Raw genomic sequence first — 18,017 nt, 5'->3', positions numbered from 1 at the left:
CGATCTTATTCGTCGTCGGTCTCGTCGAGAATGGTCCGGCTGACCTTGCCTTCAGCAATTTCACGCAGGGCGAGCACGGTCGGCTTGTCGTTTTCTTCCTGCACCATCGGCTCAGCACCTTTGGTAGCAATCTGACGAGAACGCTTGGTAGCCAGCATCACCAACTCGAAGCGGTTATCAACGTGTTCCAGGCAATCTTCAACAGTAACTCGTGCCATATTATCCCCGAAAATTAACAGACCAAATCAGAAGACCGCGTAGTGTACTTTCCCCGGTTCACTTTGTATACAGCAAGAGGGGCACCAGATTCAATCAGACAGCCCGGCCAGCAGGGCCTGATGGCGATATTGCTGGACACCCATACGGGTCCGCTGGGACCTTGCGATAGCCAGCAGATCGGCCAGCGCCTCCTCAAACTGGTCGTTCACCACCAGATAATCAAATTCCAGGGCATGACGGCACTCTTCTGACGCTTCCGCCAGACGGCGCTCCACCACATCGGGCGCATCCGTTCCACGCCCGGTCAGGCGCTCCCGAAGTGCTTCGGGTGACGGCGGCACAATGAAAATGCTCACGCATTCCGGCATCAGGCGGCGAACCTGCTCGGCCCCCTGCCAGTCGATTTCCAGAATGACATCGCGGCCACTGGCCAGAGTTTCACGCACCCAGACCTGGGAGGTGCCGTAGTAATTACCGAACACATCCGCGTGTTCCAGAAAATCACCCCTGGCAATCATGGCCTCGAACTCATCTCGCGCCACGAAATGGTAATTCACGCCATCCTGTTCACCGGTACGCAAGGGCCGGGTGGTGTGAGATACAGAGACGCCCAGTTTGCTGTCCGCCTCCAGCATGGCGGCCACCAGGCTGGTCTTGCCCGCACCCGAGGGCGCCGAGATCACGTACAACGTGCCCTGTTCACCTGCCTCACTCATGTTTGTCTCACTCCCACTTGAATAATGTCGACCGGGCCTCACCCAAGGTGGCCGGCCCGCCGCGAATAAAAGCGCGAGATTATACGGATAACGACGCTGCCTCGCAGCTACTCCAGATTCTGCACCTGCTCACGCATCTGCTCGATCAGCACCTTGAGGTCGACCGCCGTGCGCGTTACCCGGGCGTCAATGCTTTTACTGCTGAGGGTGTTGGCTTCGCGATTGAGTTCCTGCATCAGGAAATCGAGGCGGCGCCCAATAGCGGCGTCACTGGCCAGGGTGTCGGTCACTTCACTGACGTGAGCATCCAGCCGATCCAGCTCTTCGGCCACATCGCACTTCTGGGCCAGCATTACCATTTCCTGGGCAACCCGTTCTGGCTCCAGCTCCACCCTGGCCTTTTCAAACCGATCCCGGAGCACCCGCTCCTGGGCCTTGAGCAACTCTGGCATCAGGGACCGGACTTCAGCCACCTGCCGGGTAATGGTCTCGAGTCGCTCACTGAACAGCGGCCGCAGGCGCTCCCCCTCCCGCTCGCGCACGTTGACCAGCTCCGCCAGCACCTGATCAAACAGACCAGACGCAGCTTCCCGGGCCTCACTGAAATCTTGCTCCGCTACTGACAGCACACCGGGCCACCGGAGGACATCGAGCGTGTCGATCGGGGCCGGGTTATCCAGAAGACCACTCACCCTGGCGGCCGCCTGACCGACAGCCCGAACCAGATCCTCATTTACGTCCAGACTGTCAGAGACCTGCTCCGCCGACTGCAGCCGCATGGTCACATCCACCTTGCCCCGCTTAAGGTGCTTTCGAAGCGCTTCCCGAAAGCTGTTCTCAAGCTCCCGTAATACGTCCGGCAACCGAAAGGAAGGCTCCAGGTACCGGTGGTTCACCGTCCGGATCTCGCAGGTGAGGGTTCCCCACTCACCCTGGGTATCACTTCGGGCGAAGGCGGTCATGCTTCTGATCATGGACACTCCAATTCTGATCGAGGAAATGCAAAGAGTGTAGCAGGCCCGTACTGGTGCGGGCGACCGCCCGGCCTGCGAGAGATTCGCAGCGTGTTATACTCCCGCTCCTGTTCCATTCACCTCGCCGGCCTATCAACGCCGGCCCCGACCAAACCTTCAGGAATGACTATGCGACCAAGTGGCAGAACACCCGAACAGCCCAGAGACGTTCGTATCACCCGGAATTACACCCGCCATGCCGAGGGTTCCGTTCTGGTTGAGTTCGGCGACACCAAAGTGATCTGCACTGCCTCTGTTGAAAACAAAGTCCCGCCCTTCCTGCGCGGCGAAGGCAAAGGCTGGATCACCGCCGAATACGGCATGCTTCCCCGCTCCACTGGCAGCCGCATGGGCCGGGAAGCGGCACGAGGCAAGCAGGGCGGACGCACCGTTGAGATCCAGCGTCTTATTGGCCGCTCCCTCCGCGCGGCCGTCGACCTGAGTGCCTTGGGCGAGCACACCATCACGGTTGACTGCGATGTCATTCAGGCCGATGGCGGCACGCGCACGGCAGCCATCACCGGCGGATGCGTCGCGCTGGTGGACGCCCTGAACTATCTGGTCGCGGCAAAGCGCCTCGCCAAATCCCCTCTCAAGCAGATGATCGCGGCACTGTCAGTTGGCGTTTACAAGGGAGAGCCAGTGGTGGACCTCGACTACCCGGAAGACTCCGAAGCCGAAACCGACATGAACGTGATCATGACGGACCAGGGCGGCTTTATCGAAATCCAGGGGACCGCTGAGGGTGCACCGTTTGCTCAGGAGGAGCTGGACCAGATGCTGATTCTGGCCAAACAGGGTATTGATAGGATCTTCGAAATTCAGAAAGCCGCGTTAGCCGGCTAATAAAAGACAGGACTCGGGCTGTCGCAGCGACAGCCCGGCTTCTCAGAATCCGATGTCGATATCGTAGTCCATGATCACCGGGGCGTGATCGGAAAAACGGGTCGAGTCGTCAATCCAGCCATCGAGAATGGTCTTGCGAATACCCGGCGTCAGGAGCTGGTAGTCCACCCGGATACCGGCACTGCGTCGAGAACCTTCGGTTTGCTCTGGCCACCAGGAATATTGCCCGCTCTGCTTGTTGATTTCGCGAAACGCATCCACACAGCCCAGCTCGTCAATCAAACGATCCAACCATGCACGCTCGTGGGGCAGGAATCCGGAGAAATCACGTTTGTGGTACAGCGGACTGGCGTCGGTGACGTGGTGAGCGGTCTGGAGGTTGGCACAGAAAATAAACTGGCGTCGCTTGCGCAGGGTTTTCTGCAGATGCAGCCCGAAGCCATCCAGGAACTCATCTTTGTGATCCAGCTCGGTGAGATCGTCCTCACCGACCAGCTCGTCTTCGCGGCCAAGGGCACAGGGCGCCAGGACACAGGCCACCGACACCTTGTCGAAGTCCGCCTGGATAAAGCGCCCTTCACGGTCTGCCAGTTCGTTGCCATAGCCGTACATGATGGCCTTGGGGAAATGACGGGTGTAGATACCCACACCACCGTGCTCGTTTTTCTCGCCATCGATGAAGTAGGCCTCGTACCCTTCCGGGATCAGCCCCATGTTCTCGATTTCATAGGCCCGCATGCGGTGATCCTGGACGCAGACAACATCCGCATCCTGACCGGCCAACCACTCAAAAAAACCCTGATCAACGGCCCGGGCGAGCCCGTTCACACTGATTGATACTACCCGCATACGTGTTCCCTGATTAGGTTTGTGTGTATGATACCGTTTTTACGTCTTAATTAAAGATACAACCCCGCCAGAAGCCTTGCCATGCACGACTATCAGAAGACTTTCATTGAATTCGCCATCCGTCGAAATGTTCTCCGTTTTGGAGAGTTCACACTCAAGTCCGGACGCACCAGCCCCTATTTTTTCAATGCAGGGCTGTTCAATACGGGCGACGATCTTCTTCAACTAAGCAAGGCCTATGCCGCTGCAATCGAACGCAGCCAGTTGAATTATGACATCATTTTCGGACCGGCCTATAAGGGCATCCCGTTGGCGACCGTCACCGCCATGGCCCTCGCAACAGACGGTAACAACAAACCTTTTGCCTTTAACCGCAAGGAAAAGAAAGATCATGGTGAGGGCGGAAACATCGTCGGCGCCCCATTAAACGGCAAGGTTCTCATTGTGGATGATGTCATCACCGCAGGTACTGCCATCAGAGAGTCCATTGATCTTATTCAGCAAGCCGGTGCCGAACCGGCAGGCGTGCTGATTGCCCTGGATCGGCAGGAAAAGGGCAACGGCGAATTGTCTGCGATCCAGGAAGTGGAGCAGCAGTTCGGCATCCCGGTTGTCAGCATCATCCGGCTGGAACAGATTCTGGATTACCTGAAAGCCAACCCGGAATTCGCCGGACACGCCGACAACGTCGCCAAGTATCGGGATCGTTACGGAGTCTGAGCATGCCCCACATCTCTCGTCCAGCCGGCAAATCAGCCATCGTTGCGCTGGCGTTCAGCATGGGCCTGGCCACCACCGCTGAAGCCAGAATGTACCGTTATACGGACGATAACGGCCAGGTGGTCATCAGCAATACCATTCCCCAGGCCGCCACCAAACGTGGATACGACATTCTTGGCAGCAGTGGGCGCGTCATTGATACGGTCGCACCCGCACCGACGGCTGAAGAAATTGCCGCCCGGGAAGCGGAAAAGCAGCGGCAGGAAGCGCTGAAGATTCAACAGGAACAAGACCGCCAACTCCTGCGCCGGTACAGCCATCCGGATCAGGCAGTCGAAGCCATGCACCGGAAGGTTCGACAGCTCGAAGGCCTGATCCAGATTAAACGCGGCAATATTTCCGTCCTTGCCAGCCAACTAGAAAGCGAGCAGGGTCGCGCTGCGGATCTGGAAAGAGCCGGCCGGGATATCCCGGATGCCATGCTCGAAAAAATTCGCCGCCTCGAAAGCCAGATTGATGAACTTGAGGGCGAAATCAGCAACCAGAACGCAGACATTGATCGGGTCCGCGAAGATTTCGAGGCCGATATCAGTCGGCTGGAAGAAGTAACCGGCGAACCTCGCACTCTGCCGCTCGAAATCTCATCGACGCAGTAACAACGAAACTCCGGAAATCCGGGATTAAAAAAGGGCAGCGCATCACACGCTGCCCTTTTCACTTCAATGTCATCCAAACTTTTTAGCTCGGACGACCGCAACCGGGCTTAGGCAGAAGCTGTAGACTTCTTGGCAGCAGAAGCCTTGGTCTTGCGAGCCGCCGGCTTCTTGGCTGAAACCGTCTTCTTGACGTCTTCAGCGGCCTCAGCGACGTCTTCAGCAGTTTCGGCTACAGCGTCAGCGCCTTCTGCGGCTTCTTTTTCCAGCTTGGCAACCAGCTCAGCAGCAAAGCCACCGAAGCGGGTGTTCAGGTTGCGCAGCTGCTCGAACAGAGTTTCGCTGTAGCCATCGTAGCGCTCACGCAGGCTCTTGATGGTGTATTCGCGAACTTCAGCTTCCAGCTTTTCGGCGTAGTCGAACGGCATGGCAGACAGCTCTTTCTGCTTTTCTTCAGCAGTGTTGATGCCTTTCTCGACGATTTCCTGAATCTGTTCCTGGTAAGTCTTGAGTTTACCCATGTCATTTCTCCTTGGTTTTCTGAAAGTGCTTAGAGTCAGGCGACCAAGCTAAAACTGCCGACCTTCTCTGATATCCGACCTTCATGTTACGGAGAAAAATTAGAATGTTCATACTAAAAGCAAAGCCATGGGCGATACGTAGTTTTACCCGGCTGCCATGGTCCTGATATCCGCGCCCTGGAGAGTGTTTTGTTCGAACCGTGAAAGGCAGAAATCCTCTGCGCCGAACTAAAACAAGGGGGAGGTGGGACCAGGGTCCTTACCAGCGGAACAGCACCCAGCTGGGCACCAGCATGTCGGACTCAGTTTCCCGAATCCAACCACCGCCGTCGCTCGGCACGAGGTAGTATTCAGGTCCGACTTCCGGCACCACCTTGATTTCGACAATCTGGCCGTTGACCCGGTATTCATAGAACACCGCATCATCGCCCGGCCGGATGACAATCTGGGGCGCATCACCGTCGGGCGCGTAGTCGGTAATCACCACCGGTTCGTCCGGAGTCTGAACCAGATTCTCATCCAGCACCCCGCTGTCCTGGGCCGAAACCGCCATCGAAAGCACAATCATCAGGCCGCCGAGGGAGAAAGCGATTGGCTTCATTTTCGTGGTACCCTTCTGCCATTCGAATTCCGTACAGAGTTGCACAAGCCAACCCACGCTTCAATTGAAATCCGGACCCGTTTTGACATGACTCAGCAAAAGACTCCACCGGTCGTTCTCGTGGACGGTTCGTCCTATCTTTTCCGCGCCTACCACGCATTGCCACCGCTTACCACGAGCAAGGATCAGCCCACCGGCGCAATCAAGGGCGTTATCAGCATGCTTCGACGTCTGGAGCAGGATTTCCCCGAGTCGAAAATCGTGGTGGTCTTTGACGCCAAAGGAAAAACCTTCCGCCATGACATGTACGAGGAGTACAAGGCCAATCGCCCGCCCATGCCGGAAGACCTGGCTAGCCAGATCGAACCGATCCACAACATCATCCGGGCCATGGGCCTGCCGTTGCTCATCATTTCCGGCGTCGAAGCCGACGATGTGATTGGCACCCTGGCCAACGAGGCCACGGACAAAGGCATTGATGTCGTGGTCTCAACCGGCGACAAAGACATGGCCCAGCTGGTGAGTGATCACGTCACCCTGATCAACACCATGACCGAAACCCGCATGGATCGTGACGGCGTGGTGGAGAAATTTGGTGTCCGACCGGACCAGATCATCGACTACCTGGCCCTGGTGGGCGACAAGGTGGATAACATCCCAGGCGTGAATAAATGCGGCCCTAAAACCGCCGTAAAATGGTTACAGCAGTACGACGATCTCGACAACGTCATGTCCCATGCCGACGAGGTCAAGGGCAAGATTGGCGAATACCTTCGTGACGCACTGGAATCCCTGCCCCTGAGCCGTGAACTGGCTACGATCAAAACCGATGTCGAACTGGACCTTGGCCTGGAAGAACTCAGCCCGGAGGATCAGGACGACGAGCAACTGCTGAGCCTGTTCAAGGAATACGAATTCCGCTCATGGGTTGTCGAGCTGGAAAGCAACGACAAGGCGCAAGCGTCGGATAGCTCGACCGACAAGACCGATACCCCTCTCGCTGAAAAGCGCTACAGCATCGTCACCGAGCAGAGTGAGTTCGATGCCTGGCTGAAACGCTTGAAGGAAGCAGAACGCTTTGCGTTCGACACCGAAACCACCAGCCTGCGCTACATGGATGCAGAAGTGGTCGGCGTATCCTTCGCCATCGAACCCGGGGAGGCGGCTTATGTGCCTCTGGGTCACGATTACATGGGCGCGCCCGAACAGCTGGACCGGGATTCGGTACTGGAACAGCTCAAGCCACTGCTTGAGTCGGCCGAACACCAGAAAGTTGGCCAGAACCTGAAATACGACAAGAATGTGCTGGCCAACCACGGCATCGCCCTCGAAGGCATTGCCGCCGACACCATGCTTGAGTCCTACGTACTGAACTCGGTTGCGACCCGACACGATATGGACAGCCTCGCCATGCAATACCTGGGCGAGAAAACCATCAGCTTTGAGTCAATCGCCGGCAAAGGCGCGAAACAACGCACGTTCAACCAGATTGATCTGGAAAAAGCCGGGCCGTATGCCGCGGAAGACGCCGACATTACCCTGCGTCTGCACCAGACTTTGGCACCGCAACTCAAGGCGACCGGCAAGCTGGCAGCGGTCTACCAGGACATTGATCTTCCGCTTGTTCCCGTACTCTCCCGTATGGAGCAGCGGGGCACTCTGATCAGCGCCAGCACCCTGCGGCAACACAGCCAGGAACTGGCAGAACGGATGGCGAAACTGGAAAAGGAAGCCCACGAGGTGGCGGGTGAAACCTTCAATCTCGGGTCTACCAAGCAACTGCAGGCCATCTTCTATGACAAGCTGGGCCTGCCGGTGATCAAGAAAACGCCGAAGGGCGCGCCGTCCACGGCCGAACCCGTATTGCAGGAACTGGCCCACGAGCACGAACTGCCCCGACTGATTCTGGAACACCGCAGTCTGAGCAAACTGAAGTCGACCTACACCGACACCCTGCCCGAGCTGATTCACCACCGTACCGGTCGGGTTCATACCTCCTATCATCAGGCCGTTACGGCCACCGGTCGCCTGTCATCGTCGGAACCGAATCTGCAGAACATCCCTATTCGAACGGAACAGGGGCGCCGCATCCGGCAGGCCTTCATCGCGCAGGATGGCTACAAACTGGTAGCAGCGGATTATTCCCAGATCGAACTTCGCATCATGGCTCACCTGTCCGGTGACAAAGGCTTGTTGACCGCCTTTGCGCACGGGGAAGACATTCACAAGGCGACGGCCGCCGAAGTTTTCGGGGTATCGCTGGAAGAGGTTTCAGCCGATCAGCGCCGGAGCGCCAAGGCCATTAACTTTGGTCTGATCTATGGCATGTCGGCTTTTGGCCTGTCCCGCCAACTGGGTGTGGAGCGTAAAGTCGCCCAGCAATACATCGACCGCTATTTCGAACGGTACCCGGGCGTTTTGAGCTATATGGACAACATACGGAAGCAGGCCCATGAGGATGGCTTCGTTGAAACCCTGTTTGGCCGGCGCCTCTACCTGCCGGAAATCAATGCCCGGAACAAACAGATGCAACAGGCTGCCGAGCGCACGGCCATTAACGCACCAATGCAGGGCACAGCGGCAGACATCATCAAACGGGCGATGATCGAGATCGATCACTGGCTGACCCAGGAGCATGCCGAGAAGGCCCGAATGACCATGCAGGTGCACGACGAACTGATTCTTGAAGTTCAGGAAGACTGTGTCGATGCAATCCGTGAAGGGTTGGTCGAGAGAATGTCTGCCGCCGCAGAACTCGATGTCCCGCTGCTGGTGGAGGCTGGCGTCGGCGACAACTGGGACGAGGCCCACTAGGACTGGAGCTCACCAAAACCGGGCAAAGTGATATAGGCGTGCACCGAAATTTGACAGGCATCGGTGCACCCTGCCCGCAACCTCTCTGCCCAACTGTCACGCAAAACCGCCCCACAACGGCCCTGCCGGCCTTTTTGTGAAAAGCGGCACACTTCCTGCCTTACTTACTGTGTCGGGTGACAAACGCTCAATTGGATGAGTGCATTCGCCACCCTTGTTGTGACACTAGAGACCGAGGCAGTATCCATGACATCACTGGCATCAGAACGCCACTGGTTGCTGGACCCGAGCCTGCTCAAACTGTTTCACCAATGCCGACGCCTGATCCAATCAGAGTTCGGCGTGAAACTGCACCTCACGGAAGAGCACCTCGAACAGCAACTGGCAAAGTACGCGAGCAAATCGCGCTCCTCTCACCTGACACGCGCCTTTGAGACCCTTCAGGAGAAGGTGCCGCAACTCAGCCTGCCGGAGGACGAGGAAACGTCCGAACAGCCTCCCAAGAGGATGTATCGCGGGCAAGTTCTTGGTGGTGAGGAGCCAGCTTCCTCGAGATCAAAACAGGAGGTATCAGAGTCACCTCCCCCGCAAAAATCCAAAAGAATGTATCGCGGGCAGGTCGTGGGCTGATCGGCAAACCGGTCAACCCACTTCGGCAGGTCGTTCCTAGAACGACTTGCTGACCTGTATGGACGCGCTCCATGCGCTCAGGTCATATTCAGCCTGGTAGTTGGCAGGGGTGCTCTGCACCGTCGGATTCTCATGGGAGTATTCACGGTCATCGACCTTGCCATCGTCAACAAAAATCAGGGTGCCCAGCGCCCCATCCACCGTCCAGCCGCTTTGCGCGTCCTTCCACTGGGCTCCCAGGGTTAGCCAGTGTCGGTCTTCTGAGGGGATGCGCGCAGTCACAAAGTCCTGAACCGGCGACTCATCCCATGCATAACCCGCCTTGAAGGCCCATGCCGGTGTAGCTTGCCAGATACCACCCAGATTGAACTGCCAGGTGTTTTTCCAATCTTCAGTAACATGGGAAATCGGATCGCTCTCGGTCTCTCCCGGCGTGAGTCCCAGAGCGGAAGAAACCTGCCCGGCATTACCCTCGCGACTGCGAATGTCCAATTCTTCGAACCGGCTCCACCTGGCGTAGGTCGCACCCGCTAACAGCGTCACGTCAGAGGTTAAGTCATGACGAGCGCCGAAGGTGATGCTCTCCGGGATGGCCGCCGGAACTTCAACCTCTTCCGTCAGGGTGGTGGTCGAGATTCCGGTCGGACTTACGACGGGAAAGTTCGACACGCTGATATCGCCTTCTAGCTTAAGCTCCGTCCCGGTCTGTGCGGTCAGACCAAATTGGGTGCGGTCCGAAAGTTCATAGAGGAAGCCCACTCGGAAAGTGCCCCCCACGTCGTCCCCTTCAACATCAGAGTAGGGCTCCGCCGGAAGGCTCCCCACAACGGCAGCTGCGGTTGCGGCGGCGGTTGCCGGATCAGCACCACCTGCGAGAGCCTGGCGAAATACTATCCCGCTCGGATCTGAGTATCGGGACAGCCTACCCTCTGCGTAGATGATATTCAGCCCAACCCCCATAGACAGGCCTTCACCGTTGCTGAGAGCGATCGACGGCGTAAATGCGATGGCAGTCAACTCAGTCTTATCAGCAAAAAAGCGCCCGGCGAAATCGTTCTGATAGTCCGCAGCCAAACCGTAGGGAGCATGAATACCAAATCCCACATCGATGGACTCATTCACTTCATGGGTGAGATAGAAATTCGGCAGAACGGCCAGATCAGCAATGTCCCCGCCGTTACCTGCCGGCTCAATAGGCACCTGAGGAACCTGACGCTGGGCGGAAATCGTGCCAGCCTTCGCTTCCGCATCAATATCCAGCAGCGCCGCACCAAACGAGAGATTGGTGCCCGAGAGCTGGCTCATGCCGGCGGGGTTAAACAGGACGGTGGTGGCATTTTCTGGATTGGCAGCGACACCGGCATTGGCTACCCCGATGGCACTGGCACTCTGCTCGTTCAGAGCAAAGCCGCCAGCCAGGGACGCAGTCGGGGCAACCAGGGCTGCCAGTGCGGTAAGGCGTAAGGTCTTATGCGGGCAGGAAGTTTTCATATGCGCAGTATCCTCCGGACAGTAAAGGGCGCGGAGTATACGCAGCACATGCCTTCGGCCTCAAATATGAAACCTACTGATTCAGAAACTACCGATTAGTGAGCTGAAATTAATCGTCCTGAATCGACAACCGGTCGACCGTGGATGACAACTTATCCGCACCTTGGGCATCAGCACCCAGTTTGATCATCAGACGCAGGTCGTTCGCCGAATCGGCGTGTGCCAGAGCGTCCTCGTAGGTGATCGATCCTTCAGCATACAACCTGTAAAGCGCCTGGTCGAAGGTCTGCATGCCGCCTTCATTGGATTTGGACATCAACTCTTTGAGCTTATGCACCTCGCCCTTTCGGATCAGATCCGCCGCCAACGGGGAATTAATCAGGACTTCCACCACCGCCTTACGTCCCTGGCCGTCGGGTGTCGGCACCAACTGCTGGGCCACGATGGCCTTCAGGTTGAGGGACAAATCCATCCAGATCTGGTTGTGCTGCTCGGCCGGGAAGAACTGGATAATCCGGTCCAGCGCCTGGTTCGCGTTGTTCGCGTGCAGAGTGGCCAGACACAGGTGCCCGGTCTCGGCAAACTGAACGGCGTATTCCATGGTCTGCTTGGTTCGTACCTCACCGATCAGGATGACGTCCGGCGCCTGGCGCAGAGTGTTCTTCAAGGCCACCTCAAAGCTCTCGGTGTCGATACCCACTTCCCGCTGGGTGACGATGCAGCCCTGATGCTGGTGCACGAATTCGATCGGGTCTTCGATGGAAATGATGTGCCCGCGACTGTTCCGGTTACGATGCCCCAGCATGGCCGCCAGCGAGGTGGATTTACCGGTACCGGTAGCGCCGACGAAGATGATCAGGCCACGCTTGGTCATTGCCAGATCCTTGATGACGTCCGGCAACGCCAGATCATCAATCTGCGGGATCTTCACCTCAATACGACGCAACACCATGCCGCACAGGTTGCGCTGGAAGAACGCGCTCACACGGAAACGCCCGATTCCCCGGGCACTGATCGCGAAGTTGCACTCATGGGTTTCTTCGAACTCAGCCCGCTGCCTATCGTTCATAGAGCCGTAGACCAGCTCCCGGGTCTGCTCCGGCGTCAGCGCGTTCTTGGTCACGGGAAGCACCTTGCCATTGACCTTCATGCTGGGCGGAACACCGGCCGTAATGAACAGGTCCGAGCCCCCTTTTTCCACCATCAAGCGAAGCAGCTTTTCGAATTCCATGAGAACACCTGTAGTACTTGTTTTAGTTCAATCTCAAATCAGAAATTATCCGGCATCTTGGCCTTGGCGCGCGCCGCTTCCCTGGAAATCAGTCCCTTCTGCAGCAACCGCTCGAGGCACTGGTCCAGGGTCTGCATGCCGATTGACCCGCCGGTCTGGATAGACGAATACATCTGGGCGATCTTGTCTTCCCGGATCAGGTTCCGGATGGCTGCGGTGCCGATCATGATCTCGTGGGCTGCCACCCGGCCGCCCCCCATCTTTTTCATCAGGGTCTGGGAAATAACCGCCTGCAGAGATTCCGAGAGCATGGAACGAACCATGGACTTCTCTTCGGCCGGGAATACGTCAACCACACGGTCGATGGTCTTGGCGGCGGAGGTGGTGTGCAGGGTGCCGAAAACCAGGTGACCGGTTTCCGCCGCGGTCAGTGCCAGGCGAATGGTTTCCAGGTCCCGAAGCTCACCCACCAGGATGATATCGGGGTCTTCCCGCAGCGCTGAACGCAGTGCTTCGTTGAAGCCCAGGGTGTCCCGGTGCACTTCCCGCTGGTTCACCAGACACTTCTTGGAATCGTGTACGAATTCGATCGGATCCTCGATGGTGAGGATGTGTTCGTACCGGGTATCGTTGATATAGTCCATCATCGCCGCCAGCGTGGTGGACTTACCGGAACCGGTCGGCCCAGTCACCAACACCAGACCGCGCGGTGTTGAAGCGATGTCCTTGAACACCTGTCCCATGCCCAGGTCTTCCATGGTCAGAACCTTGGACGGGATGGTCCGGAAGACTGCACCGGCGCCCCGGTTCTGGTTGAAGGCGTTAACACGGAAACGGGCAACACCCGGCACCTCGAAGGAGAAATCGGTCTCCAGGAACTCCTCGTAGTCCTTACGCTGCTTGTCGTTCATAATGTCGTAGATCAGCCCGTGCACCTCTTTGTGCTCCATGGGCGGCAGGTTGATACGACGTACATCACCGTCAACACGAATCATTGGCGGCAGGCCGGCAGACAGGTGCAAGTCAGACGCACCCTGTTTGGCCGAAAAGGCAAGCAGTTCAGTAATATCCATAGGGTTCCTCGGAAGGCATTATCTTTCTTATCTGGGAGCTATCGCCCGATGGAGTGTCCGCCTCAGATCACTTGGCAATTCAGCAACCTGCGGGTAACGTGTCACCCCCAAAAGTGACCGATCGGACCAGGCAAACTCGCACGATGAGCAGCATAGCAGACAACATCGGGAGCGTAACCCGACGCATACAAAAAGCAACATTACAGACAGGCCGCGAGCCAGGCGCCGTGCGCCTGCTGGCGGTGAGCAAGACCCGCCCTGCGGAGGACATTCGCGAGGCCGTTGCCGCCGGGCAAACCGCCTTCGGTGAGAACTACCTGCAGGAAGCACTCGACAAGATTGAAACGCTGTCAGATCTGCCGGATATCGAGTGGCATTTCATCGGTCCGATCCAGTCCAACAAGACCCGGCAAATCGCCCGGGCGTTCGACTGGGTGCACAGCGTCGATCGCCTGAAAATCGCCCGCCGGCTCAGCGAGCAGCGGGAATCTGATCAACCGCCATTGAATATTTGCATTCAGATCAATATCAATAACGAAGACACCAAGGCCGGGTGTACTCTGGACGCACTGCCTGAGCTGGCGAGGGACATCGGCGAACTCCCCAACATCGCCTTACGGGGCCTGATGGCAATCCCTGACCCGGATCAGCCGGAAGCCGATCTGCGGCTGAGCTTCCGTCAACTCGCCAATGCACTGCGGGAACTGAAGCACTCATTCCCGGAGGCCGGTCCGCTGGACACACTGTCCATGGGCATGTCCGGCGACATGGAACTGGCGGTGGCTGAGGGTTCAACCTGGGTCAGGGTGGGGACCGCTATTTTCGGAAAAAGGCCAGCCAAGGACTGAGGCCAGTCGTTCCTGCTATGATCAGCACCAACGACGCTATCGATTTACACGACCAACCTGTGGAGTAAACCTTGAGCAAATCACCAACCATCTCGTTCATTGGTGCCGGCAACATGGCCAGCGCCATCATTGGCGGCATGCTCGATCACGGCTACAAAGCCGAAAACATCTGGGTCAGCGCTCCGGACGACGGCCACCTGCAGTCCGTTCGCAAACAGTTCGGAGTGAGCGTCACCACCGATAACCGTCACTGCGCCCAGCAGGCGGATATAGTCATCCTCGCCGTCAAGCCACAGGTGATGGCCGACGTGTGCCATGACATCGCACCGGTGGTCCAGAACACTCGACCGCTGATGGTTTCCATCGCCGCCGGCCTGACCGCCGACACACTGGATCAATGGCTGGGCGGCGGACTCCCTGTCGCCAGGGTGATGCCCAACACCCCGTCCCTGGTCGGCAAAGGCGCGGCAGGCCTTTACGCCAACGACCGCGTTAGCGATGAACAAAAGACCATGGTACAGAAGGCCTTTGAGAGCATTGGCATTGCACTGTGGGTTGAAGAGGAAAACATGCTCCATGGCGTAACCGCGCTGTCTGGCTGTGGCCCGGCCTACTTTTTCCTGATGCTGGAAGCACTGGAAGAGGCGGCGAAGAATGCGGGCATGGCGGATGACACCGCTCGCTCACTCGCCATTCAGACCATGGCGGGCGCCGCCGAGATGGCCGCCCGCAGCGAGCACGACCCCGCACAACTGAAACAGAACGTCATGTCCCCGGGCGGCGTGACCGAGCGCGCCATCCACGCGTTTGAAGAGGGCGGTCTTCGTGACCTGTTCCAGACAGCCTATACCACGGCCTTCAAGCGATCAGAGGAAATGGCGGAACAACTGGCAGGCAAACAATAACCGTTAACGGAGATACGGCTACATGCTGGCAGAAATCCTGATTACCATCCTGCTGATTGCATCCACGTTCTACATGACCATCGTGCTGCTGCGCTTTCTGCTGCAGCTCGCGCGAGCGGACTTCTACAACCCCATATCCCAGTTTGTGGTGAAGGCCACCAATCCGTTACTTCGGCCCTTGCGACGGATCATACCCGGCTGGGGTGGTGTTGACGGCGCTGCGCTGGTGTTGGCGATACTCATTCAGGCCCTCACATTCTTCCTGATCCTCATCGCCATGAACGGCGGTATCCCGGCGATCAACCCCCTCACCTTGCTGGTCTGGGCCTTCCTGAACGTGCTGGACCTGATTGTGAAGATCTATTTCTGGTCAGTCATTGCCGTGGTGGTGGTGAGCTGGATCGCCCCGGGCAGTTCACACCCGGCCATCCAGCTTGTTGCCCAGATAACCGAGCCGGTGATTCGACCGATCCGGAACATCATGCCGTCCATGGGCGGTCTGGACCTGTCGCCGATCCTGGTGTTCCTGATCCTCAACGTGGTCTCGGTGGTGATCAAGCACATGAAGCTGGCCGCCGGCCTCGGCTCAATAGGGTTGGGAATGTAAACAAATTCTCAAGAAAACAATTTGTTACAACTATTCCCGCCGAGTTGAACTCTCGCAAGCTGCATCATCATGCCTATGATTTTGCAGCTTTTTTACGCTCCCACCGACAAAAAAGCCAATCATATCCGACAATTGACGACCTTCCATGCGCTGCAGAACCGGATATTATTGCCATTAATTAATCCGTCACCCGTGAGTTGTCGCCAGCACGCACTTGGAAGTCGCGCAGAAGGATAGTCCAATGAATCAACAGGGAACTCTCTCGCAGCAGGTCGAGGCGTACCATAACTGGAAGAAAGATCTGATCCGGCAAATTGGCCGGTACCGGCTCTGGCTCCAGGATAACAACCTCTTCTCCGACGATATCAGCACCCGAATCCGTCATGGTCTGGAACTGTTGATTGAGGACGAACTGACCATCGCCTTTGTGGGGGAGTACTCCCGGGGCAAGACCGAACTGATCAACGCCCTGTTTTTTTCCGAGTACGGCCAGCGCATGCTGCCTTCCCAGGCCGGCCGTACCACCATGTGCCCGACCGAGCTCTTCTTCGACCGCAACGCCAATCGGAACTACCTGCTGCTGCTGCCAATCGAAACCCGCACCGAAGAGCAATCCCTGCAACAATTGCGCAAACAGCCTGACCTGTGGATTCGCCACGAGCTGGATGAAAGCGACCCGCAGGTGATGCGCGAAGTGCTGGCCGAGGTAGCCCGCGTCAAGAGCGTGTCCCCCGAGGAAGCCCGCCAGCTCGGCTTTGAAGAAGACATGCTGGAGCACGACCGGGAGACCCCGGGCAACGTGTTGGTGCCAGCCTGGCGCAATGCCCAAATCAGCATCCGCCACCCGCTGTTCGAACGGGGCCTGCGGATTCTGGACACGCCGGGGTTAAATGCCCTGGGTTCGGAGCCGGAACTGACCATCAGCATGTTGCCACGGGCCCACGCGGTGATCTTCGTGCTGAGCGCCGACACCGGTGTTACCGCCAGCGACATGACGATCTGGAAGGATCACATTGATACCGAGCACGCCGACCACCGGGCCGGCCGGTTTGCCGTGCTCAACAAGATCGACGTGCTGTGGGATGATCTGCAGGGCGAGCAGCACACCCTTGATGCTATCGAGCACGTCCAGTCGTACACTGCCGACCATCTGGACATCAACCGCAAGGACGTCATTCCGCTGTCCGCCAAGCAGGGCCTTCTGGCCCGGGTTCGCAAGGACGAAGAACTGTTTGAGCGTGCCAACATCGGGCACCTGGAAACCCTTATTATCCAGCGCATTCTGGCCCACAAGGAGCAGTTGATCACCCAGAACCTGATTAACGATCTTCTGGGCATGCTGCAAAACAGCCAGGCGGCCATGAAGAGCCGCCTCGCCGGCTTACAAGAGGAGCTTCAAGCCTGCTCTGGCGCCACCATGGACAAGCAGGCACTGAGCCGTCTCGCCGAGCGCGCCCAGAAAGACTATGACTTTTACTACAAGAAGCTGATCACCCTCAGGTCCAGCCGCCGGCTGATGGATTCCCAGGGTGATCTGCTCAAAAAGCTGGTCAGTGAAGAACGTTTTGAGGAACACGCCAGACAAATCCGCCAGTCCATGAGCAAGAGCTTGACGACCGTCGGCATGAACCGGGCCATGGACCGGTTCTTCGAGTTGCTTGAAAGCGACCTGACCAATCTGCTGAGCGAAGGCCACCTGGCGGAGAAGATGGTGGGCGCCATTTACCGACGCTACAACGAAGACACCCGTGCCCGGCATCTGGAACCCATTCCGCTGCGCGCCGGGCGGCATGTGATCGCCATCCGGGAGCTGCGCAAGAAAGCGAGCCGATTCCGCATCAGCCCCAAGAACCTGCTGACCGAACAGTCCCTGCTGGTGCGGCGTTTCTTCAACGTCATGGTCGGCGAGGCCCGCACCCTGCACGCCCGCGTCCGGGCGGATGTGGAACGCTGGCCGAACGAAGCCCTGCTGCCCATCATGCAATACTCCATGGAGCAGAAACAGTTGCTGGAACACCAGATCCGGCGCCTGCGCGACATGGTGCGCAGCGACCGGGACAGCCGTGCCGAACGCACTCGCCTGAACCACACTATTTCTGACCTTCAGCGGCAGCTGGAACTGGCGGATGCAATGCAGCGCCAGATCCGCAAACCCGCCCCGACCCTGATCCAACAGAAAGTGGTCACCATCTCCGGCGCCGTCTGACGCTTCTCGCTACGAGACTCGCTCAGTTGCAGCGATGCCAGCCCAGCTTTAAACTGCTGGGCTGGCAATGGATC

The 18,017-nt window shown here is 57.8% G+C and carries 18 protein-coding genes; 9 read left to right on the top strand and 9 right to left on the bottom strand.

Annotation, left to right across the window (positions count from 1 at the left end; genetic code table 11):
* Positions 1–5: 5 nt before the first annotated feature.
* The 3 genes from rpoZ to K8I84_RS16540 form a co-directional block, all read right to left on the bottom strand.
* Complete coding sequence (rpoZ, locus tag K8I84_RS16550; RefSeq protein WP_206645167.1) at positions 6–218, bottom strand: DNA-directed RNA polymerase subunit omega; 213 nt, start codon at positions 216–218, stop codon at positions 6–8.
* A 90-nt stretch (positions 219–308) separates the two neighbouring features.
* Complete coding sequence (gene gmk / locus K8I84_RS16545) at positions 309–935, bottom strand: guanylate kinase (protein WP_223795878.1); 627 nt, start codon at positions 933–935, stop codon at positions 309–311.
* Positions 936–1,042: 107 nt separating this feature from the next.
* A complete protein-coding gene (locus K8I84_RS16540; protein WP_223795877.1) occupies positions 1,043–1,909 on the bottom strand; it encodes a YicC/YloC family endoribonuclease in 867 nt (288 codons plus the stop codon).
* 168 nt (positions 1,910–2,077) lie between these two features.
* Here K8I84_RS16540 and rph point away from each other — a divergent pair, with 168 nt between their 5' ends.
* Positions 2,078–2,794 carry a ribonuclease PH gene (rph, locus tag K8I84_RS16535; RefSeq protein ID WP_223795876.1) on the top strand — a complete coding sequence of 239 codons (717 nt, stop codon included), beginning with the start codon at positions 2,078–2,080 and terminating at the stop codon, positions 2,792–2,794.
* Positions 2,795–2,836: 42 nt separating this feature from the next.
* Here the strand turns inward: rph and K8I84_RS16530 are convergent, their stop codons facing one another.
* Entirely contained in the window at positions 2,837–3,643 is an 807-nt protein-coding gene (locus K8I84_RS16530) for an exodeoxyribonuclease III (RefSeq protein ID WP_223795875.1), read from the bottom strand.
* 81 nt (positions 3,644–3,724) lie between these two features.
* On the opposite strand from K8I84_RS16530, the gene pyrE reads away from it, so the two are divergent.
* Both pyrE and K8I84_RS16520 read left to right on the top strand, forming a co-directional pair.
* Positions 3,725–4,363: an orotate phosphoribosyltransferase gene (gene pyrE / locus K8I84_RS16525; protein WP_223795874.1), complete on the top strand. Its 639-nt coding sequence runs from the start codon at positions 3,725–3,727 to the stop codon at positions 4,361–4,363.
* A 2-nt stretch (positions 4,364–4,365) separates the two neighbouring features.
* Positions 4,366–5,019, top strand: coding sequence for a DUF4124 domain-containing protein (locus K8I84_RS16520; protein WP_223795873.1), 654 nt, complete (start codon positions 4,366–4,368; stop codon positions 5,017–5,019).
* Positions 5,020–5,126: 107 nt separating this feature from the next.
* Here the strand turns inward: K8I84_RS16520 and K8I84_RS16515 are convergent, their stop codons facing one another.
* Positions 5,127–5,537, bottom strand: a complete 411-nt coding sequence (locus K8I84_RS16515) for a hypothetical protein (RefSeq protein WP_223795872.1) — start codon at positions 5,535–5,537, stop codon at positions 5,127–5,129.
* A 259-nt stretch (positions 5,538–5,796) separates the two neighbouring features.
* Positions 5,797–6,138 (bottom strand): DUF2782 domain-containing protein, encoded by a 342-nt coding sequence (locus K8I84_RS16510; protein ID WP_223795871.1) that lies wholly within the window; start codon positions 6,136–6,138, stop codon positions 5,797–5,799.
* 87 nt (positions 6,139–6,225) lie between these two features.
* On the opposite strand from K8I84_RS16510, the gene polA reads away from it, so the two are divergent.
* The gene (gene polA / locus K8I84_RS16505; RefSeq protein ID WP_223795870.1) at positions 6,226–8,952 is read left to right on the top strand and encodes a DNA polymerase I; all 2,727 of its coding nucleotides are present in this window, start codon (positions 6,226–6,228) and stop codon (positions 8,950–8,952) included.
* Between the two features lie 246 nt (positions 8,953–9,198).
* Complete coding sequence (locus tag K8I84_RS16500) at positions 9,199–9,582, top strand: hypothetical protein (RefSeq protein ID WP_223795869.1); 384 nt, start codon at positions 9,199–9,201, stop codon at positions 9,580–9,582.
* Positions 9,583–9,618: 36 nt separating this feature from the next.
* On the opposite strand, the gene K8I84_RS16495 is transcribed toward K8I84_RS16500, so the two are convergent.
* The 3 genes from K8I84_RS16495 to K8I84_RS16485 form a co-directional block, all read right to left on the bottom strand.
* Complete coding sequence (locus K8I84_RS16495) at positions 9,619–11,073, bottom strand: OmpP1/FadL family transporter (RefSeq protein WP_223795868.1); 1,455 nt, start codon at positions 11,071–11,073, stop codon at positions 9,619–9,621.
* Between the two features lie 109 nt (positions 11,074–11,182).
* Positions 11,183–12,304, bottom strand: coding sequence for a PilT/PilU family type 4a pilus ATPase (locus tag K8I84_RS16490; protein WP_223795867.1), 1,122 nt, complete (start codon positions 12,302–12,304; stop codon positions 11,183–11,185).
* Between the two features lie 38 nt (positions 12,305–12,342).
* Positions 12,343–13,377 (bottom strand): type IV pilus twitching motility protein PilT, encoded by a 1,035-nt coding sequence (locus K8I84_RS16485; RefSeq protein ID WP_223795866.1) that lies wholly within the window; start codon positions 13,375–13,377, stop codon positions 12,343–12,345.
* Between the two features lie 143 nt (positions 13,378–13,520).
* Here K8I84_RS16485 and K8I84_RS16480 point away from each other — a divergent pair, with 143 nt between their 5' ends.
* From K8I84_RS16480 to K8I84_RS16465, 4 genes are all read left to right on the top strand, one after another.
* Positions 13,521–14,225 carry a YggS family pyridoxal phosphate-dependent enzyme gene (locus K8I84_RS16480; protein WP_223795865.1) on the top strand — a complete coding sequence of 235 codons (705 nt, stop codon included), beginning with the start codon at positions 13,521–13,523 and terminating at the stop codon, positions 14,223–14,225.
* 71 nt (positions 14,226–14,296) lie between these two features.
* Positions 14,297–15,130 (top strand): pyrroline-5-carboxylate reductase, encoded by an 834-nt coding sequence (gene proC / locus K8I84_RS16475; protein ID WP_223795864.1) that lies wholly within the window; start codon positions 14,297–14,299, stop codon positions 15,128–15,130.
* A 22-nt stretch (positions 15,131–15,152) separates the two neighbouring features.
* Complete coding sequence (locus K8I84_RS16470) at positions 15,153–15,737, top strand: YggT family protein (protein ID WP_223795863.1); 585 nt, start codon at positions 15,153–15,155, stop codon at positions 15,735–15,737.
* Between the two features lie 241 nt (positions 15,738–15,978).
* Positions 15,979–17,943 (top strand): dynamin family protein, encoded by a 1,965-nt coding sequence (locus K8I84_RS16465; RefSeq protein ID WP_223795862.1) that lies wholly within the window; start codon positions 15,979–15,981, stop codon positions 17,941–17,943.
* Positions 17,944–18,017 lie beyond the last annotated feature (74 nt).

This window comes from Marinobacter sp. F4216 (assembly GCF_019931195.1).
Lineage (GTDB): Bacteria > Pseudomonadota > Gammaproteobacteria > Pseudomonadales > Oleiphilaceae > Marinobacter > Marinobacter suaedae.
The sequence above is the reverse complement of the archived record's forward strand: the minus strand, read 5'-3'. Positions and strand labels throughout refer to the sequence as shown.